Origin of the sequence: Halarsenatibacter silvermanii, assembly GCF_900103135.1 — a bacterium.
Taxonomy (GTDB): Bacteria; Bacillota; Halanaerobiia; order Halanaerobiales; family Halarsenatibacteraceae; genus Halarsenatibacter; species Halarsenatibacter silvermanii.
In genome coordinates this window covers 23,632-40,714 of record NZ_FNGO01000012.1, presented here as the reverse complement: position 1 = coordinate 40,714, position 17,083 = coordinate 23,632, and the positions used below count along the sequence as shown (strand labels likewise).

Below are 17,083 nucleotides of genomic sequence, written 5' to 3'. Positions count from 1 at the left end.
TTCTTATTTTTTGCATATTAGGTGCTTATTTGAATAAACCCAGCTGACATCTTCTAACCTGAATCCCTTCTCGATTTAACTTCCTTCCAAATTCGCCGTAACCGCGCCCCAGCAGATCACTTATAAGCTGAGCTCTATAGCAGGAGATCTCATCGGCAGGAAGTTCAATGTTTATATCATTCAAATCAGTGCTCCTGTATATCTCATAATTTTTTACAATTAAATCAGGATTTTGTTTTACTTCCGGAAGGCTTTCGTTTTCAACTCCTTCTTCCATTATCTGTATTATTAACCCCGGATCCAGAGAAAGAATCAAACGGTCCCCCTCAACAAGCAGATAATCTAAATCACTAAAGCATCTATAGGCTTCATCTATAGCAGATTTTAAATCAGCAGGAGATGATTGAAGTAAAACCACATTTTCAGCAACAGAGTTCAAATATGGTGATATTCCCGGCGACTCTGCTCTCATAATCTGAGGATCTTCAGTCACTATTCTGGAAGAATCTTTATTTACTCTCCCCTTCAACACTCCAGTTTTCCTGCGAATATTTTCCAGTATCATCAAACCCAGATCTGTTTTCCCACCTTCTCCTGCTGAACCTGTTAAACCAATGACTTCCATATGATTAACCCTCCTGTATGACAATTTAAACCAAAAATTCAAGCCAAACAAAAAAAGGTGTCCGGAGACACCTGTATGGAGTAATGTCTCCTTTCCTTATTTGGGAGGCATGAAAGTTTCCCCTCATACCCTGCCGGCTGCAAAACCATCTTATTGGTTTTTACAGCTCGAAGACTAAAAAGATATCAAGTTTTCATCATTTATTAGTATTGTATATTTCTATGCAAATGCCTGCATAAATTATAAATTTAATTTTTACAGCAGGCAGTGCTGTCGCAAAAATTTTCAAGAAAATTTTGTTTGGCAGGATAGAGTAATTTTTGCAGGAAATTTTTTTAATATACAGAATTTAATATAAGTACGAACTTTAAAAAATTCAGGAATGCGGTGATAAAATAATGGATATTAAAAATGGAATTCTTATAAACAAAAATCCTGTCACCAAAAAAGAAATCAGCAGACATAAGGTTGCCGATGACAACGAGATTAAGAATTCATATGTCAGAGCTTATAAGAGTCAAAAAAAATGGGGAGAATTAAAATTAAAAGATAGATTGATATTTTTGGATGAGCTCCAGCATAATATAGTGGATAACACTGAAAAAATAATAGACACAGTCTATAAAGATACAGGCAAAAAACCTCAGGAAACAATAACAGCAGATATATTGCCTGTGTTAAGGATGCTTCGTTACTATAAAAATAATGCTGCCAAAATTCTCAAAAGACAGAAAAGAAACACACCTCTTTTAGCTCCAGGCAGCACTTCTTACGTTGAATACTTTCCCAGAGGAATTATAGCTATCATTTCTCCCTGGAATTATCCCTTCCAGCTGACTGCTATTCCTGCTATCACCGCTCTTACCGCAGGAAATGCGGTGGTTATCAAACCTTCAGAGCTGACCCCTTTGACCGGAAATCTTCTGAAAAATATTTTTAATTCTCTCGATTCTATCCCAGAAAATCTGGTGAATGTTTTTCAGGGCGGGGGTGAAGTTGGAAGTACAATGATTGAAAATAAACCCGATATGATATTTTTTACAGGAAGTGTTGAGACAGGCCGCAGAGTTATGAAACAGGCAGCAGATTATACCATTCCCGTAGAGTTAGAACTCGGTGGTAAAGATCCAATGCTGGTATTAAAAGAAGCAAATATAGAAAGAGCAGCCAGAGCAGCAGCTTACGGGGGATTTACGAATGCAGGTCAACTTTGCGTTTCTGTAGAAAGAGTCTATGTGGCAGAAGAGGTTTATGAAAATTTTATCGACATCCTTGCTGATCATAAAGATACAATCCGCTGGAATCGTTCGGACAGATCTGGTGACTATGGTCCTTTCATTCATCCTCAACAAAGCAAGAAAGTTCGAAACCTGGTTAATAGTGCTCTCTCCAGAGGAGCAAATTTAATAGGTGATATGCCCTCTGAAGATCAATCAGTATATTTCCCTCCCCTGATACTTACCGGAGTCAATGAAGAGATGAAAATTATGCAGGAGGAAATTTTTGGACCCGTTTTGACGCTAAGCACTTTTTCAACTGAAGAAGAAGCTATCAATATGGCAAATTCAAGCAGATTTGGTTTAAATGCAAGTGTTTTTTGCAGAAACATCGATAAAGCCAAAGATATAGCCTCAAAACTGGAGACCGGTAACTGTATAATAAATGATGTGTTAAAAAATGTCGCCAATCCCGAACTTCCTTTCGGCGGAGTAAAAAACAGCGGCACAGGGCGGTATCATGGTCCGGAGGGGCTAAAAAATTTCTCCAACACCCGCTCAATTATGATAAATAAAAATGACAATGACCGAGAATTAAACTGGTTTCCCTTCTCTGAAGGCATATATCAAGATTTAAAAGATTTCATAAGCAATTTTTATGCTGAAAACAGCTTCCTCAAGGTACTGTCTTCCGGTTATAAAATTATGAAAAGGTTTATAAAAACAAAATTTTTCGATGATAAATAAAAAAGTTCTTTTTGATTTCAGCTGGTAAATAGGTTTGTCAAAAAATTGTGCTCCCTTCGCAAAAACATATCCCTGAGTTTACGCTCAGCCCGGCACATCCTGAGCCGGGGACATTATTTTTTGGCCATGGACTTAATCTGAGTTTTGAAAAATTTTCGAGTATCCCCTCGCTTTATATCTTCCAGCCATTATTATTTTGATAACTATCTTATACGATATCTATCAACTGACTAACAATTAGAAAAAAATACCCCCATTGCGGGGATGAGGAAATTGGTGCTAGTTCACAATTTATAATTTAGCTCATACACTTAACGTAATGACTTATCGAACGATCGTAAGTTTTTTCTGCTTCAGACGGAAATAAACAGCCCGGCAGCTCATCTTTGCGTTTATGATAAATTATGCACTCACAACATTTGCCTTTGCGAGGACAGGGTTCATAAGTACAGGAGCATTCCTCTTTATTTTTATCCAGATTGGTGCATGTATTCGACATACGGATAAACCTCCCTTATATTAATAATTTTATTGTCCACTGTAATTTTTTCTGGATTTACTGAATAAAATCTATCAGTTCTTCAGTTATATCTTCCCCTCCGCTGAGCACAGATTCATTCATCAATATTAGGTCAAGCTCCTCTTCTTGCCTGAATTCATCCATCTCCGGCTGTATAATATTCATCATTTCCTCCATTTTTTGCTGCTGTATAATCTCAGCCTGCTGCTGCATCTGCTGCTGCATCTGCTGTATTGCCTGAGGATCTTCTTCCTCCATAGACTGAACCTGACTTTGAAATTCCTGTTCCAGCTGAGCTAATTCACCCTGCATTTCCTCCTCTAATTCTTCCGCTTCTGGATGAGCATCTATTACTTCCTGAAGATTAACCGTACCCACATTTACGTCAACTACAGCCGCAGCCGGCTGCGATACAAACGCCAGGGTCAGCAAAAAGATAAAAACAACAATTCCTAATTTTAACCAGTATTTCACTTTTATAGCCTCCCGAAAAATTCCAGCTAATTAATATTTTTTGAGGATAAATCTCTCAAGGGCTTCTTTTAATTTAACATCTTTACTCCAATCTATCAAGAGTTACTGCTTACTCTAAACATTAATTATTTAATCTCCCAGTGATGATAGGCTTCAAGTATATCGCTTCTGGTTAAAATTCCTATCAGTTTATTCTCGTCCTCTTCTGAAACAACTGGAATCAGGGTAATGCCATATTCATCGATAAGTTTAAGAGCTCTAAGCAGAGTTTCATTCTCATTTACAGTCGGGGGAGAGTCATAAGCCAGTTCACTTACTTCACTATCCATATCTCCACCTTCAGCAAAATAATCCATGGTATAATTATAACCGAGCAAACCGCAAAGATGCCTCTTATCATCACAGATGACCGGCAGAAAGTTATAAAGTGTATTGCGAAAGATATCTCTTGCTTCCTCCATTGTGGTATCCTTCCGCACGGTAATCAGGTCGGTACTCATAACTTCCGCGGCCGGTATTTCACTGAGAACATTTCTCCCCTCTATTGTATCTAGATCAATCCCCCTCAAAACCAGTTTGGTGGTGTAGATATTTCTGCGCTGCCACCAGCGGGTAAAAAGCGAACTGAATTTACAGGCAAACATCATAGGTAGAATAATTAATGGATCGTGGGTCATCTCAAAAAGAATGATTATCGCCGTGAGGGGAGCATGTGTGGCTCCTGCAAATACTGTTCCCAGACCGACCATGGCATAAGAACCCGAACCGGCAGTAAGCGTCGGAAAAATAGTTCCAACAATATGACCATAACTGCTTCCCAGCATGGCACCGATAAAAAGAGCCGGGGCAAAAATGCCTCCGGATCCGCCGCTGCCCAGTGTAAACCAGGTAGCCAGTATTTTAGCTAACATGAGCAGTAAAGCCGTATAAATTGGCAATCTTCCGTAGAGGGCATCCTCCATCACCGGATAACCTGTAGCCTGTACCTGGGGCAAAGCCAGAGCCAGTATACCCAGACAGAGCCCACCCAGGGCTGCTTTAGAGGCGGTGGGTATCGGCAGTTTCTCAAATATATGTTCCATTTTATAAAGAAAATTTCCGTATATCAAAGCCGTAATGCCTCCGGCTATTCCCAGGCCCATGTATAAAATCAGTTCAAAATAATTGACCAGCTCATGTTCGGGAATTTGAAAGACGGGATCCGCCTCACCGAAGAGAATATTGGCCACCGCCGTTCCGATAACAGCAGAAACCACAAGAGGAGAAAAATCCTCCATCTCAAACTTTCTTAAAATCACCTCCATACTGAAAACAACTCCGGCCAGAGGAGCATTGAAAGTGCCGGCAATACCTGCTGCTGCCCCTGATCCCAAAAGCGTCTTTACCTTATCTGGAGGAAGATTGAAATACTCACCCAGTGATGATCCAAAAGAAGCCCCTATTTGTACTATAGGACCCTCACGGCCGGCAGATCCTCCCGAACCGATGCAAATAGCAGATATAAGGGCTTTAAGCGGAGCAACTATAAAGCGGATCTCACCGGCCTTTAAAACCAAAGCTTCCATTACTTCCGGCACACCGTGACCTTTAGCCTCAGGCACGATATATGTAACCATAGGACCAACTATAAGGCCGCCTAAGGCCGGGGCGACCAGCCTGTAATACCAGGGCAGAGCCCGGACGTGATCCAGATAAACAGCGGTATCAGAAGCGCCATAAAAGATATATTTGAATAGCAAAATCAGATTATAAAACACCACCGCTCCCAGTCCGCCCACTACTCCCACTAAAGCAGCCAGGACCATAATTTTCGGCATATAAGGAGTTCTAAACATACTTTCGAGATTTTTTAAACGACCCTTAAAGTCAGTTATAAAGCTGAAGAAATCATTTTCTTGACCATCTCCTGCCGCCATAAATATTTACCTCTCATTTTTAAAAATTATTTTCTTTTCGAAACAGGTATTTTAAATCCAAATGTTGATCCTTTTCCCGGCTCGCTCTCAACAAAAACTTCCCCATCATGCTGTTCAATGATCTGTTTTGAAATAGCCAATCCCAGACCGCTACCTTCTTCTTTTCCGGGGGTTCTGGCTTTATCAACCTTATAAAATCTCTCCCATACATTTTCCTGTTCTTCCCCTGGTATTCCTATACCCTGATCTTTAACGTAAACTTCAACACAGTCCTCTCTATCATCAAGAATATCAGCGCCCAGTTCTATCTCTGCTTCTTCATCGGAAAACTTTCTGGCATTTTCCAGAAGATTATAAAGAACCTGTTTTAATCTCGGTTTGCTTCCCTGAATCATTGTTTCTTCATCAAGATAATTCACCTTAAATCTTTTTTCGTTGTCCAGCGAATTGACAAATATGGAGCCTACATCATACAGAAGACTATTCATTTCTACTCTGGAACTCTCCGAAGAAAAATCGCTGTTCTCATACTTTGCCATATTTAAAATTTCATCGACAAGCTGGGACAACCTATCACTTTCATTCAAAATTATATTTAAATATTTTTTTTCTTTATCTCTATCTTCAACTATACCATCAAGCAAAATTTCCGAAGAACCCTTTATTGACGATAGCGGGGCTTTTAATTCATGAGAAACATTGGCTACAAAATCCTGCTGCAATTTTTCAAAACGCCAGCGCTCACTAACATCATGAAGTAATCCAGCAACCCCCCAAAATTCTTCTGCTACTCTAATAGGAATACATCTTATCAAAACTCTAATATCTTTCCTGGATTTTTTTAATGTAAATTCTTCAGACTGCGAATCCTGTTCTTCAAAAACTTTTTCAAATGTTTTTATTACATCTTCATTGATAGATAATGAATTTAATTTTTTTTCTTCCAGTGAAATGGAATGTCCCAGGAGATCGGCCGCAGAATTATTTGTGACAATTACCTCTCTCTCCCGATTTACCACCAGAACGCCTTCCTGCATACCCGTTAAAATATATTTCAGTTTGTTTCTTTCCCGGGTGAGCTCATTCATGCTGTTTTCAAGTTCTTTGGAAAGATTATTATAGCTTTGCTGGAGCCTGGTAATTTCCTGGGTGGTATAAGAATCTTCAAGGTCAATAGTGTGTCCGTAATTACCCGAACTTAAATTCATCACTGCTTTACTCATGTGTTTCAAAGGGCTCGCCAGAGATTTGGACCAGCTGTAGGCCAGAATAACTCCCAGCATGATAGCAAGAAATGATGAATAAATCATCAGGCTTCTAACCTGGGCGATAGTGGAATTTATTCCCGCTACTGAAGTAAATACAAGCAATCCGGCAGCCGTATCATCCTGCTGTCTAATCGGAATGCCAATTAATAACATAGGTCGGTCGAAATATCTGGGTTCTACTTCCTGTGAAATAATATTTCCGGCAAAAATAGGCTCAGAGTTTAAAAATTGCACCTGAGATGCTTCTGCTTCCAAGAAAGGATAAGCATTGATCAAATAACCTTCTTCATTAATTAACCAGGCCTGTCCAGAATTAACTTCAGCAATTCTGCTCAAAAGCTTCTCTGTCTCCTCTTCGTCATCTTCTCTAACCGCTTCATAAAGAGAATCGTTAAACACCTGAGTATTATTTACGATTTCGTTTTCGGTGCTGGAAAAATGAAATTCATAAAAGAAATAAATCATAGAAAATCCCAGGACCAGTATTATAATCAATGAGAGGAGCATAAACCGCACAAAAATGCGGTTAAAAAGACTATTCAATCTATCCTTATATATGCTTTTAATTTTGTTGAATAGATCAGCCATCTTCTTCACAATCAAACTTATATCCCACTCCCCAAACAGTTTTTATACACTCTCCAGCCTTTCCCAGTTTTTTTCTGAGTGATTTAATGTGAGTGTCGACTGTTCTAATATCACCAAAATAATCGTATCCCCAGACTTTTTCCAGCAGCTTTTCACGCTCAAATACTCTCAAGGGAAAAGAGGCCAGAGTCCAGAGCAAATCAAATTCTTTGGGGGTTAAATCTACTTCTTCATCTTCTACAATAACGATGCGCTGGTTTTTGTTAATTTTTAATGTGTCGAAATCGATCATTTCTTTTTCCCTGTCATTTTCTCTGCTGATTCTACGCAGTACTGCTTTAGCTCTAGCAACTATCTCCCTCGGACTGAATGGCTTCGTTACATAATCATCAGCTCCCAGTTCAAGTCCCATGATTCTATCCGAATCTTTGGTTTTGGCACTCAAAATTATTATGGGGATCTGATTGGAGGGTCGAAGCTGCTGACATACTTCCCATCCATCCATCTCCGGCAGCATAATATCAAGAACTATTAAATCAGGATTCAAATCATCAATTTTTTCCAGAGCTTCCCTGCCGGTGCTGGCCGTTTCCACTGAGAAATTTTCATACTCAAAATATTCAGTAAGAATTTCCAGTATATGGTCATCGTCATCTATAATAAGAATTTCATATTGCTGCATATCTTAACTCTCACCGCCTTCGCTGTCAGACAAAACATTTTTAGATGGTTTAAAACTTTATTTAATGCCCGGGCAGAAACTTCAGTATATATTTGCTAGTCTCGCAGGTAATTAGCCGGGTTGACGGGCCTTCCATTGACCCTGACTTCAAAATGAAGATGAGGACCGGTAGAGCGTCCTGTATTTCCCGATTCACCAATAATTTGTCCTCTATTAACTCTCTGTCCCCTTCTTACCCGATAAGAGCTCAGATGTCCGTAGAGAGTCTTGATACCGTCCTGATGTTCAATTATAATTGTTTTGCCATAACCACCCGTATAACTAACATGTACAACTCTTCCGCCTCCGGCTGCTTTAACAGGAGTACCCTGCGGAACTGCATAATCTTTTCCATCGTGATGGGATCCCCAGCGAGGGCCAAAAGGTGAAGATATCCTTCCGTCGACGGGCCGTATGAATCTCTGATTTAATCTGTCCTGATAGCCAAATTCTGGTTCAGCTCCAGGGAGAATTAGGGAATCCCCCGAATCCAGCAGTTCAATAGTTTTAATATCATTGTACTTTTTTAGTTTTTCAGAATCAACCCTGTATTTTTCAATCACTTCTTGCGGGCAATCACCCGGCCCTATATTGTATTTTATGCCATCTACAGGTAAAATGCTCAATTCATCGCCGGGTCGAATATCATTCATATTTTTAATATCATTGGCTCCGATTAATGTATTAATACTTATATCATATTTGCGGGCTATAGTCCACAAGTTTTCGCCTGATTTCACCTTATGAGTTCTTATCTCGTATTTATTTTCCTGTGAATCTTCAACTTGATTATCCTCTTTGTTAAAATTCTGGCTATTTATCTCACGAGGACCAAAATGTTCTTCCTCAGCAAACGACTCTAAACTTTTCTCGCCCATAAACTGATCTAATCCAGTATACTTTGTTTCTATTAATTCTATGTTACTGCCGGAAAAGGAATATTTTTCTTTCGCCTGCTCCTCCGCCAACCCCCTCAGATCAGCTGGAACAGGACCGGTTCTGATCCAGAGGGCTGAGATAAATAAAACCACTACTGCTAATATACTTATCCGCCGCAAATTTTTAGCCCCCTTTTTTAACGGGTATATAACCCCGGAAAAAATTATTTCAATCCATAAATCTATTCACTATATCGATAAGTTCAGGGACAACTTCTTTGCTCTCTCCTTTTTCTATTGCGTCACTAACACAGCCTTCAATATGTCTGTTCAAAACTTTTAATCCAGCATTTTTAAGTGCTCCTCTGGTAGCCGTAATTTGTGTAAGAATATCAATACAATATTTCTCATTTCTAATCATTTTCTTGATACCCCGCACCTGACCTTCAATTCTGTTTAAACGATTCAACAAAGCCTGCTTATCTTCTTCTTCCAGCGAACTCATCTCGCTTTTGTTCAAAGGTTTATCATCATCTGCACTATCGGAGTTGAGCTCCACATCTTCCATAATTATCCTCCTCTCGAAGCGATTTTGCTTTTTGAGCTGGTTTTGCTATAATGAAATCAAGAAGATTTACTGGAGGGATTAATATTATTAAAGATCGATTCTTTTCCACAGCTGTACCTCGTGAAAAGGTTCTGTTGGTGGGAAACAGGAAAAATTCACTGGAGGAACTGGCAGAGTTAACTCGTACAGCTGGAGGTGAGGTAGAAAAGAAAACCACCCACAGCCCTGACAACGTAAATCCAGCTTTTTACATTGGCAGGGGCAAACTTTTTGAAGTCAAGGCTGAACTAGAAAACTCCAGCATAAATCTGGTCATCATTGACGGCAAACTTTCTCCGGCTCAACATCGCAATCTGGAGGAAGAGCTGGAAACCAGGGTGATAGATAGAAACCAGCTTATTCTTGATATATTCTCCCTGCATGCCCGCACAAAAGAAAGTAAACTTCAGGTTGAAAAAGCTCAACTTGAATACCTTTTTTCCCGCCTGACCGGCAAGGGTGAAGAAATGTCCCGACTGGCAGGCGGTATAGGCACCAGAGGTCCGGGTGAAACCAAGCTGGAAACAGATAGAAGACGCATTAGTGATAGAATTCATAGGTTAAAACAGGAACTCAAAGATATCTCACGAACGAGAGAGGTCCAGAGACAGGATAGAGAAGATCCGGTAATAGCTTTAACGGGCTATACAAATGCTGGTAAATCAACTCTATTAAATCAGATCACCGGCGGAGATAATATGGTTGCAGATCAACTTTTTGCAACTCTTGATTCCACTCTGCATAAATTCAATCTCCCCAGTGGAAAGAGGGCAATTATAACTGACACAGTGGGTTTTATCCGCAATCTGCCCCATCAACTGATAGCCTCTTTTAGGGCCACTCTGGAAGAGATAACCAGAGCTGATATAATTCTTCATATTGTCGACGGCAGCACCGAAGGTGTCGACCAAAGAATAAACGTAGTAGAGGATGTTCTTAATGATCTGGAAGCAGATCCTCATGAAGAATTTTTGATTATAAACAAAATCGATAAAATATCTGGTAACAAGCTGGAAAATTTAAAAACCAGACATCCTGACGCCTGCTTTATCTCAGCCAGGACAGGAGATAGCGTTGATGAGCTGCTGGAACTGATAAACTCCTCGATAAATCAAAGATTAAGCAGGGTCTCATCTACTATTCCCTATAACCAGGCTGGACTGGTCGAAAAAATTCATAATAGAGGACAGGTTGAAGAAGAAGAATATTCTCAAGAAGGAATATCTATAACAGCCCTGGTCCCCGAAGACCTGGCCAAAAAAACCCATAGAATATCAGGTGGAAATTAAATCACAACTCTTTATCAGTCAGGTGACAGGCAGACCAGTGTCCCTCTCTATATTCTTTGAACTCTGGCTCCTGCTGGCTGCAAATGTCCAGCGACTCAGGACATCTGGGATGAAATCTGCAGCCGGTGGGAGGATCTACCGGGCTGGGTACACTTCCCTCTAATATTATCCTGTCCTTATCGTGACCTGGATCAGCTACAGGAATAGCAGAGAGCAGTGACCTGCTGTATGGATGAAGTGTGTTTTCAAATAACTCTTTTTCCTCGGCCAGCTCGACAATTTTACCAAGATACATAACAGCTATCCTGTCGCTGATATGCTTAACCACACTCAAATCGTGGGCTATGAACAAATAAGTCAGGTTAAACTGTTCCTGTAAATCTTCGATTAAATTTATTACCTGAGCCTGAATTGAAACATCGAGTGCAGAAACCGGTTCGTCAGCTATAATTAAACTCGGATTGACAGCCAGAGCTCTTGCAACTCCAATCCTCTGTCTCTGCCCTCCTGAGAATTCATGAGGATATCTTTGCATATGATCTGGCAGAAGCCCCACAGCCTCTAAAAGCTCTTTTACTCTCCGCTCTCTTTCCTTTTTATTGTCCACCAGATTATGAACATCAAGTGGCTCCCCCACAATATTGGCCACTTTCATGCGCGGATTCAAAGAGGCATATGGATCCTGAAAGATTATCTGCATTTCTCTTCTTAATTCTCTCATCTCTTTTTTCCCTAGCTCCAGTATATTTTCCCCTTTAAAATAAATTTCACCTTCATTGGCCTCCAGCAAGCGCAGAATTGTCCTGCCTGTAGTTGATTTGCCGCAGCCGGACTCTCCTACCAATCCTAAAGTCTCTCCTTCTTGTATGGAAAAACTAATATCATCCACAGCTTTTACGTAACCAACTGTCCGCTTAAGAACCCCGGCCTTCACCGGAAAGTATTTCTTTACATTTTTTAGCCTGAGAAGTGCTTCATCAGTCTCGGGCAAAACATCTCACCTCCGGACAAATTTTCTATGCAGATTGGAATTTGCTTTGTTTTTTCTTTAATTCATCTATATACCAGCATCGAGACTTATGTTCTCCGTTTAACTCCCTCAAAGGAGGCTCTTTCTCAAAACACTTATCTTCAGCCATAAAACACCTGGAATTAAATTTACACCCTTCAGGAAAATCAAGCGGACTGGGCACAACACCCGGAATTGCTTCAAGCTCTTCAACCTTTTTATGGATTTTCGGTATTGAGCGCATCAAACCCCACGTATAGGGATGGGAAGGATTATTATATAAATTTTCTACGGTGGTATATTCCATAACTTTGCCGGCATACATCACTGCAATGCGATGTGATATTTCTGCTATGACTCCTAGATCATGAGTGATCATCATTATAGACATGCCAAAATCTTTTTCGAGATCCTCCAGAAGTTCCAGAATTTGAGCCTGGATAGTTACATCAAGAGCTGTGGTTGGTTCATCAGCAATTAAAAGTTTGGGATCACATGAGAGTGCCATAGCTATCATTACTCGCTGGCGCATGCCGCCGCTCAATTGATGTGGGTATTCATTCAACTCTCTGCCCCGGGAGAGGAATGCCAACTCTTTCAAGAAGCTCAATAGCCCTATCTCTCGCTTCTTTTTTGCTCAGGTTTTCATGAAGTATTAAGGATTCGCTTATCTGATCACCGACTGTATAAACAGGATTTAATGAAGTCATTGGCTCCTGAAATATCATGGCAATATCGTTTCCTCTGATTTTTCTCATCTCATCTTCTGATAATTCAGTGAGATCCTGGCCTGCAAAATTTATTTCCCCTTCAACAATTTCCCCAGGAGGTGACTCTACCAGCCCCATTATTGACAGAGCTGTAACACTTTTACCACAACCTGATTCTCCCACAATTCCCAGGGTTTCTCCGGAAAAAATCTCAAAATCAACTCCATCAACGGCTTTAACTACACCCTCTTCTGTGAAAAAATGAGTCTTAAGATTTTTCACCTGAACCAGACTTTCCTGTTCCTTCAAGAAGTCTCACCCACCCTAATTGTTGATATTTTTGCGGTATAATCATATTCATAAATTCAATAATATATCGGATAATTCCTCCAAAAAAGAATAAATCTATGTATAATATCATGTTATCTTTCAATCAAATTTATTCTTGTCCATCCAATTCTCCCAGACTTTTTTTAATTCATCTTCCAGTTCTTCTAAAGAACCCTCATTTTTTATGACTTGATCAGCTTTGGCTTCTTTGTCTTTAAGACTCATTTGAGCTGAAAGACGGCTGCAGGCTTCTGCACTATCAAGACCGTCCCGGTTTTTCAATCTGGAGATCTGCTCTTCTTCACTGCAGGAAATAACCCAGACTTCCTCAAACAAATGCTGCAGCTGCGTTTCATACAACAGAGGTACCTCTGCGACAGTATCCCTGCTGTAATTTCTGGCTGCAAGCCTTTTCTTAAGCTTTTTAATTATATACGGATGAGTGATTTTTTCAAGCTTTTGTCTTCGACGGGAATCATTAAAGATTATTTCACCGAGCTTATTTCTATTGATTCTGCCTTCCTCAGTTAATATTTCACCGCCAAAAGCTGCAACAACCTCCTCATATGCATTTCCATCTTTTTCAAGTAATTTTCGCGAAATTTCATCAGCCTCAATGACATGGGCGCCAAATCTCTCAAGTATCGAAGCAGCTGTACTTTTTCCGGTAGCGATTCCACCTGTTAACCCCAAAGCCATGATTTACACCTCCGAAAATCACTCCTGACAGGAAGGACAATAATGAGAAGAACGACCAGAAATTTTTTCTTTTTCTATTTTACATCCACAATTAGGACAGCTATCCTCTTCTCTCCCGTAAACTCTCAGTTCATCCTGAAAATCACCTGATTCTCCGAGTGCATCAACATAATCACTAAATGTGGTGCCTCTATATTTGATTCCCGCTTTCAAAACCGTGATAATCGAGTTATAAAGCTTTTTTATCTCTGAGAAACCAAGCTCGCCAGCCGGTTTATCAGGTTTAATACCTGCTCTAAATAATGCCTCATCTGAGTATATGTTTCCCATTCCGGCCAATTTTTTTTGATCAAGCAGAACGGATTTAACAGGAGCTTTTCTGCCCGCAAATATTTCTTCAAGGACAGATTCGTCAAACTCGTCTGAAAGAGGTTCCGGACCCAATTTTGAAAAACTTCCGGCTTTTTCGATCTCATTCTGGTCTACCAGGTATAGACGGCCAAATTTCCTGACATTATTAAACCTCAAATCTCTGCAATCATCGAGACTGAAAATAGCATGAGTATGCTTTTTCAAAATAGATTCGGAATTTCTGATAAGAAGTTTGCCTGTCATTCTCAGATGTACTATCAGGAATTTTTCATCAGAAAGCTCAATTACTATATACTTACCCCTTCTGCTCATACCGGTTATATTTTTGTTTTCCAGAGCATTTGCAAACTCATCTTTGTCATGGGGATAGCCCAGAATAGTAGCCTCTTTAATTCTGACAGAAACTATCTTGCTGCCGCAAAGCTCATCACGGAGGCCTCTGACTACTGTTTCAACCTCTGGCAGTTCAGGCATCCTCTGACACTCCCAGCTTTTCTTTGTCTCTCCAGTTATCTCCCGCTTCCAGATCCACAATCACTGGTACTTTCAATTCATAACAATTTTCCATCTTCTGCTTCACCCTGGCTGCTGTATCTTCAAGCTCACTCTCGGGGACCTCTAAAACCAGCTCGTCATGTACCTGCAGCAGCATTCTGGCTTTCATTTCCTGTAATAATTTATGAACATCAAGCATAGCCAATTTCATAATATCAGCAGCGCTGCCCTGAATAGGAGTATTAATAGCCGTTCTTTCAGCAAAAGATCTGCGATGATAGTTTGAGCTATTTATATCAGCGATATATCTACGCCTGTCCAAAAGCGTTGTGACATAGCCCTGTTCTCCTGCCCGTTCAACAATTTCATCCATGTACTTTTTTACTCCTGAAAATCTGGAAAAATACCTTTCGATGTACTCTTCTGCTTCATTATGAGGTATATCCAGATCTTCACTCAAACTGTAAGCACTCATGCCATAGGCAATTCCAAAATTAATAACTTTTGCCTTTCTGCGCATATTGCCGGTCACATCTTCCGATTCAACGTTAAAAATGCGCCTGGCAGTTTCGTTATGAATGTCTCCTTTATTATTGAATGTCTCAATCAAGTTTTGATCTCCACTGATATGGGCCAGAATTCTAAGTTCGATCTGTGAATAATCTGCAGTGAGCAATTTCCAATCCTTTGAGCCAGGCACAAAAGCTTTTCTGATTTCTCTTCCTTCTTCGCTCCTGATGGGAATATTCTGCAGATTGGGGTCGGTACTGCTGAGTCTACCGGTTGCCGTAACCATCTGGTTAAAGCTCGTATGAATTCTGCCTGTTTCATCATTTACGAGAGGTGGCAGTGCGTCAAGATAGGTGGATTTCAGCTTTGACCAGTGTCTGAATTCTTTTATCACAGGAACTATCGGATGTTCGTCTTCAATTTTTTCAAGAACGGACATGCTGGTGGAATAACCAGTTTTAGTTTTTTTAATGACAGGGAGTTCTAACTTTTCGAATAAAATCTCACCGACCTGCTGAGGGGAATTCAAGTTAAATTCCTCGCCAGCCAGATCATAAGCTCTCTCTTCGATTTCTTCGATTTTACCCTGCCATTTTTCGGAAAGATCGTTCAGACAAGCGGTATCAACTTTTATGCCATTGTATTCCATTTCTGCAAGCGGAGCGAGCAGAGGAAGCTCGACCTGATGATAAAGTTTTAAAAGGTTTTTTTCTTGCAGGCGATTTTGAAGTTTCTCTTCTATTCGATCAATTTTGTTTAGAAAATGAGCTTGAATTACCCGGAGTTCTATCTCCTCTGACACATCCAGCTTCAGATGTTTTTTCAAAATATCCTGATGATCAGGAAGGCTATCAGAAGGATTTAAGAGATAACTGGCCAGCTGAGGCTCAAAATCAATATCTGGCAGAGGAATGCCGGCACTTCTCAAAACCAGCAGCAATTCTTTTCCCTGGCAAATTTTTAGTTTCGTATTATCTGAATCATAAATTTCATTCCATATTTCAGTTAAAGTGCCGGGTTTGATCTGATAGATCCCATCTTCTCCAGCAAGTAAAATTTTCCCTTCTTCGAAATTTTCTACAGGCGATTTCTCCCCGGAATAAAGCACTGAAATTTTTAAAACTCCATCTTCAGCTGCCTTCTGAGTCACATTTTGAATCATATTATTGATATCCGGCTTTTCAATCAAATTGATATCTGAACCATCTAATTTTTTTCTTCCCGATTCAAACCTGCCCAGCAGACTGTCAAAACCAAGGCTGGAAAAATACTCATAAACCTCTGCCTCATCAAATTCTCCTCTGCGACAATCTTCCAGTTTAAACTCCAGGGGGACACTGGTATCAATTAATCCTAGTTTTTTGCTCATCCGAGCCTGATCAGCAAAATTTTTGAGATTTTCACTTCGCTTTTCGCCTGAAACCTTGTCAATGTTATCCAAAATCGTCTCTAAGTCCGAAAATTTCTTCAGCAGTTTTGTGGCAGTTTTTTCTCCGATCAAAGGAACTCCCGGAATATTATCAGAACTATCCCCCATCAAGCCTTTCATATCCACTAGCTGTTCAGGTTCTAACTCGTACTCCTCCCTGACCTTTTCCAGATCATAAAATGTCCTATCTTTGATACCGCCACTGGTGTAAAGTACTGATATGTTTTTATCGACAAGCTGCAGAACATCCCTGTCTCCGCTCACAATAACCACCTTTAAACTTTCACCGGCAGCTTTATTTGCTATGGTACCAATCAAATCATCGGCTTCAAATCCTTTTTTCTCATAAAGAGGAATCTTCAGAAGTTCAAGCACTTTCTTGATTTTATCAAACTGCGGCTTGAGCTCAGCAGGAGTTTCCTTCCTGTCAGCTTTATATTCTTCATACTCTTCATGTCTAAAAGTCTTACCCTCTTTATCCATGGCCACAGCCAGATATTCCGGCGATTTTTCATCTATAAGACTCAAAAGCATTTTTGTGAAACCAAAGACCGAATTGGTATACTCCCCATCTGAATTGGTTAGCATAGGGAGAGCATAAAAAGCCCGGTGAGCAAGGCTGTGGCCATCTAAGAGATATATTTTTTCATCAATACCCATATTAAAACTTGCACTCTCC

14 protein-coding genes, 1 pseudogene and 1 riboswitch are annotated in these 17,083 nt (G+C 40.1%); of the genes and pseudogenes, 2 read left to right on the top strand and 13 right to left on the bottom strand.

Going from position 1 to position 17,083, the window contains the following annotated elements; all coding sequences use genetic code 11:
• Positions 1-25: 25 nt before the first annotated feature.
• A complete protein-coding gene (locus BLT15_RS07655; RefSeq protein WP_089760389.1) occupies positions 26-625 on the bottom strand; it encodes a hypothetical protein in 600 nt (199 codons plus the stop codon).
• A 71-nt stretch (positions 626-696) separates the two neighbouring features.
• Positions 697-810: riboswitch (molybdenum cofactor riboswitch) on the bottom strand.
• Positions 811-1,023: 213 nt separating this feature from the next.
• Here BLT15_RS07655 and BLT15_RS07650 point away from each other — a divergent pair.
• Positions 1,024-2,589 carry an aldehyde dehydrogenase family protein gene (locus tag BLT15_RS07650; RefSeq protein WP_089760387.1) on the top strand — a complete coding sequence of 522 codons (1,566 nt, stop codon included), beginning with the start codon at positions 1,024-1,026 and terminating at the stop codon, positions 2,587-2,589.
• Positions 2,590-2,887: 298 nt separating this feature from the next.
• Here BLT15_RS07650 and BLT15_RS07645 read toward each other — a convergent pair whose 3' ends face one another.
• The 7 genes from BLT15_RS07645 to BLT15_RS07615 all read right to left on the bottom strand — a co-directional run bounded on the left by BLT15_RS07645 (position 2,888) and on the right by BLT15_RS07615 (position 9,522).
• Positions 2,888-3,088 carry a DUF6485 family protein gene (locus tag BLT15_RS07645; protein ID WP_089760385.1) on the bottom strand — a complete coding sequence of 67 codons (201 nt, stop codon included), beginning with the start codon at positions 3,086-3,088 and terminating at the stop codon, positions 2,888-2,890.
• Positions 3,089-3,145: 57 nt separating this feature from the next.
• Positions 3,146-3,583 (bottom strand): OmpH/Skp family outer membrane protein, encoded by a 438-nt coding sequence (locus BLT15_RS07640; RefSeq protein ID WP_159429866.1) that lies wholly within the window; start codon positions 3,581-3,583, stop codon positions 3,146-3,148.
• A gap of 125 nt (positions 3,584-3,708) precedes the next feature.
• A complete protein-coding gene (locus BLT15_RS07635; protein WP_089760381.1) occupies positions 3,709-5,499 on the bottom strand; it encodes a chloride channel protein in 1,791 nt (596 codons plus the stop codon).
• Between the two features lie 26 nt (positions 5,500-5,525).
• Positions 5,526-7,364: an ATP-binding protein gene (locus BLT15_RS07630; protein ID WP_234985555.1), complete on the bottom strand. Its 1,839-nt coding sequence runs from the start codon at positions 7,362-7,364 to the stop codon at positions 5,526-5,528.
• Positions 7,348-8,037 (bottom strand): response regulator transcription factor, encoded by a 690-nt coding sequence (locus BLT15_RS07625; protein WP_089760377.1) that lies wholly within the window; start codon positions 8,035-8,037, stop codon positions 7,348-7,350. Before BLT15_RS07625 ends, BLT15_RS07630 begins: the two co-directional genes overlap by 17 nt.
• Before the next feature lie 95 nt (positions 8,038-8,132).
• Positions 8,133-9,134, bottom strand: coding sequence for a M23 family metallopeptidase (locus BLT15_RS07620; RefSeq protein WP_089760375.1), 1,002 nt, complete (start codon positions 9,132-9,134; stop codon positions 8,133-8,135).
• Positions 9,135-9,183: 49 nt separating this feature from the next.
• Entirely contained in the window at positions 9,184-9,522 is a 339-nt protein-coding gene (locus BLT15_RS07615; RefSeq protein ID WP_345788689.1) for a metal-sensitive transcriptional regulator, read from the bottom strand.
• 137 nt (positions 9,523-9,659) lie between these two features.
• On the opposite strand from BLT15_RS07615, the gene hflX reads away from it, so the two are divergent.
• A complete protein-coding gene (gene hflX, locus BLT15_RS07610) occupies positions 9,660-10,850 on the top strand; it encodes a GTPase HflX (protein ID WP_234985549.1) in 1,191 nt (396 codons plus the stop codon).
• Between the two features lies 1 nt (position 10,851).
• Here the strand turns inward: hflX and BLT15_RS07605 are convergent, their stop codons facing one another.
• The 5 genes and pseudogenes from BLT15_RS07605 to polA all read right to left on the bottom strand — a co-directional run bounded on the left by BLT15_RS07605 (position 10,852) and on the right by polA (position 17,064).
• A complete protein-coding gene (locus BLT15_RS07605; RefSeq protein ID WP_089760370.1) occupies positions 10,852-11,841 on the bottom strand; it encodes an ABC transporter ATP-binding protein in 990 nt (329 codons plus the stop codon).
• Positions 11,842-11,866: 25 nt separating this feature from the next.
• Positions 11,867-12,878, bottom strand: a pseudogene (locus tag BLT15_RS07600) (ABC transporter ATP-binding protein).
• Between the two features lie 120 nt (positions 12,879-12,998).
• Positions 12,999-13,598 (bottom strand): dephospho-CoA kinase, encoded by a 600-nt coding sequence (coaE, locus tag BLT15_RS07595; RefSeq protein ID WP_089760368.1) that lies wholly within the window; start codon positions 13,596-13,598, stop codon positions 12,999-13,001.
• An 18-nt stretch (positions 13,599-13,616) separates the two neighbouring features.
• Positions 13,617-14,444, bottom strand: coding sequence for a bifunctional DNA-formamidopyrimidine glycosylase/DNA-(apurinic or apyrimidinic site) lyase (gene mutM, locus BLT15_RS07590; RefSeq protein ID WP_089760366.1), 828 nt, complete (start codon positions 14,442-14,444; stop codon positions 13,617-13,619).
• Positions 14,437-17,064, bottom strand: coding sequence for a DNA polymerase I (gene polA / locus BLT15_RS07585; RefSeq protein ID WP_089760363.1), 2,628 nt, complete (start codon positions 17,062-17,064; stop codon positions 14,437-14,439). The genes mutM and polA overlap by 8 nt, the downstream gene beginning before the upstream one ends.
• Between the last annotated feature and the right edge of the window lie 19 nt (positions 17,065-17,083).

What these genes read in the sequence shown, in the direction of transcription:
- BLT15_RS07655 (WP_089760389.1), bottom strand. Translation starts at nt 625, where the DNA reads ATGGAAGTCATTGGTTTAACAGGTTCAGCAGGAGAAGGTGGGAAAACA.
- BLT15_RS07650 (WP_089760387.1), top strand. Translation starts at nt 1,024, where the DNA reads ATGGATATTAAAAATGGAATTCTTATAAACAAAAATCCTGTCACCAAA.
- BLT15_RS07645 (WP_089760385.1), bottom strand. Translation starts at nt 3,088, where the DNA reads ATGTCGAATACATGCACCAATCTGGATAAAAATAAAGAGGAATGCTCC.
- BLT15_RS07635 (WP_089760381.1), bottom strand. Translation starts at nt 5,499, where the DNA reads ATGGCGGCAGGAGATGGTCAAGAAAATGATTTCTTCAGCTTTATAACT.
- BLT15_RS07625 (WP_089760377.1), bottom strand. Translation starts at nt 8,037, where the DNA reads ATGCAGCAATATGAAATTCTTATTATAGATGACGATGACCATATACTG.
- BLT15_RS07615 (WP_345788689.1), bottom strand. Translation starts at nt 9,522, where the DNA reads ATGGAAGATGTGGAGCTCAACTCCGATAGTGCAGATGATGATAAACCT.
- coaE (WP_089760368.1), bottom strand. Translation starts at nt 13,598, where the DNA reads ATGGCTTTGGGGTTAACAGGTGGAATCGCTACCGGAAAAAGTACAGCT.
- mutM (WP_089760366.1), bottom strand. Translation starts at nt 14,444, where the DNA reads ATGCCTGAACTGCCAGAGGTTGAAACAGTAGTCAGAGGCCTCCGTGAT.
- polA (WP_089760363.1), bottom strand. Translation starts at nt 17,064, where the DNA reads ATGGGTATTGATGAAAAAATATATCTCTTAGATGGCCACAGCCTTGCT.